Source organism: Streptomyces sp. NPDC055078 (assembly GCF_053607985.1).
In genome coordinates, this window is the sequence record NZ_JBSGUP010000944.1 from 1 (window position 1) to 2,326 (window position 2,326).

A 2,326-nucleotide genomic window follows, 5' to 3' on the forward strand; every position below is an offset into this window, starting at 1 on the left:
CCTCCCCTCTCGGCACGCCACCGGGTCACGAGCGTGCGGACCTCCTCGCGGAGGTCGGCGTGGGCATCGGCCGCGGGCTGCGCGGCGTTCACCGCGCTCACCGTCCCTCGAAGACGGGCCGGCGCTTCTGCTGAAAGGCTTGCAGCGCCTCGCGTGCGTCCTCGGTGGCCGCCACCACGCCCATGTGCGAGGAGATCAGGTCCAATCCGGTGCGCAGGTCGTGGCGAGATCCCTCGTAGGCGGCCTTCTTGATCAGCTGTACGGCGATCGGCGACATCGCCGCCAGCCGTCGCGCATAGTCGTAGGTCTTGTCGAGCAGCTCGTCGTCCGGGTGCACGGCGGACACCAGCCCGAGGCGCAACGCCCCAGCGGCGTCGACCACCTCGCCGGTCCACAGCAGGTGCAGCGCATTCGACATCCCGACGATGCGCGGCAGGTACCAGCAGCCGCCGTCTCCGGGCACCAGCCCGAGGCGGATGTACGCCTCGGAGAACCGGGCCGACTCGCCGGCGATACGCATGTCACACATGAGTGACATGTCCATTCCTGCGCCATACGCGACGCCACGGACCGCGGCGATCACCGGCTTGGTCATCGCCTCCATCGCGTGCGCCACCTGGTGCACCCGCGAGGTCAGGACCTGCTTGTTCTCCCACGGGGTGCGGTCCTCGGCCGGCGCGTAGGCGTCCAGGTCCACTCCCGAGCAGAACGCGTCACCCGCCCCGGTCACCACGAGGACGCGTACATCGGCGTCGGCCTCGGCCTGCCTGAGCACGGCTGCCCAGTCATCGAGCATCGGAAGCGTGAAGGCGTTCTTCCGCTCGGGCCGGTTCAACAACAGGGTGGCGACCCCGTCCTTGACCGAGTACTCCAGCGCTTGCATCGGCACGGACACCGTCTCCTAGGTCGTCGACATGAGGTGTCTGCGACGGTAGACATGAACCCAATCCTACGCAAGCATGAACTACATTATTTATATACGTATTTGCTCACCCTGACCTGGGCGACTACGGTCACCAGGGCGCAATTGCAACGAGTATCAGGAGCTGCCAATGCATATGGGGAAACTTCGCCCTGGCGCGACATCGCCGGACGGCCGATCGTGAGCGCGCCGCCGCCCCGCAGGCCGCATCACCGCACGGTCGACCGGATCGCGCAGATCCTCGACTTCGTCGCCCGGGAGCGCAACGGACTGACCCTGACCGAGATCGCCGGCCGCCTCGGCGCCCCGGTCAGCTCGGTCCAGGCGCTGGTCAACGGATTGGCCGCGTCGAGCTTCCTCGCCGAGGAGAATCGCCGTTTCACCCTGGGCCCCACGCCGTACGTGCTCAACCTGACCGCCGGACGGCAACCGGTGCGCAGCGTGCACCATGCCGACCTCGAACTCCTGCACAGCCTGACGCGCGCGACGGTCGTCCTGGGGATCGCGGTGGGCGGCCAGGTCGTCTACATCGACCACGTGAGCACCACGAACTCGAATGCGGCCTACGCCGCGGAGACACACATCCGCCGCCCTCTGCTCCGCACCTGCACCGGGAGAGTGCTGTTGGCGCACAGCGACAAGCGCGACCTGTACGCCTACCTGAGCTCCGCCCCGAGCGACGAGCAGCCCTTCGCCGAGGGATTCATGAACGAGGTCGACGACATCCGCGAAAAGGGCCTGGCCATCAGCCTCGGCTATATGAGAAACGAACTGTCGGGCATCGCGGCACCGGTCACCGAGGCCGGCCGGGTCGTCGCCGCGGTCGCGCTCGTCGGACCTCGCGAGCAGATGGACAAACAACTCGATTCGCTCGGCCGGACACTGCGTACCCAGGCCCTGGCCTGGTCTCACCGCTTCACCGGCGAGTCCCCCCGATGAGCCTCGGCGGGGAAACAGGCACATCGACCGGCGGAGTGCTGTCGGGTGTCCGGGTCATCGAGTTCGCCGGACTGGGCCCCGGCCCCTTCGCCGGCATGCTGCTCTCCGATATGGGGGCAGACGTGATCCGCATCGACCGCCCCACACCCGTCCGTACGACACTGCGGCAGCGGCGGCAACAGGAGCCGATGCTCCGCAACCGCCGATCGCTGATGGTCGACCTCAAGAGCGATCAGGGCCGCGATGTGGTGCTCGGCATGATCGATGCGGCGGACGTCGTCATCGAGGGCTTCCGGCCGGGAGTCGCCGAGAGACTGGGCGTGGGACCCGACGCCTGCCGCGCGCGAAACCCTCGGCTCGTCTACGGGCGGATGACGGGCTGGGGACAGGACGGGCCGCTCGCCCGGACCGCGGGCCACGACATCAACTACATCGGGTTGGCCGGCGCACTGCACGGGGTCGGCA

3 protein-coding genes are annotated in these 2,326 nt (G+C 68.2%); 2 read left to right on the top strand and 1 reads right to left on the bottom strand.

Translation table 11 applies throughout. From position 1 onward, the window contains the following. Positions 1 to 97: 97 nt before the first annotated feature. Positions 98 to 883 (bottom strand): enoyl-CoA hydratase/isomerase family protein, encoded by a 786-nt coding sequence (locus ACWF94_RS38920; RefSeq protein ID WP_453499774.1) that lies wholly within the window; start codon positions 881 to 883, stop codon positions 98 to 100. A gap of 219 nt (positions 884 to 1,102) precedes the next feature. Here ACWF94_RS38920 and ACWF94_RS38925 point away from each other — a divergent pair, with 219 nt between their 5' ends. Next, positions 1,103 to 1,861 (top strand): IclR family transcriptional regulator, encoded by a 759-nt coding sequence (locus ACWF94_RS38925; protein ID WP_453499770.1) that lies wholly within the window; start codon positions 1,103 to 1,105, stop codon positions 1,859 to 1,861. Then, positions 1,858 to 2,326, top strand: a 469-nt coding sequence (locus ACWF94_RS38930) for a CoA transferase (protein ID WP_453499772.1), incomplete at its 3' end; no start/stop codon positions are given. The genes ACWF94_RS38925 and ACWF94_RS38930, both read left to right, overlap by 4 nt.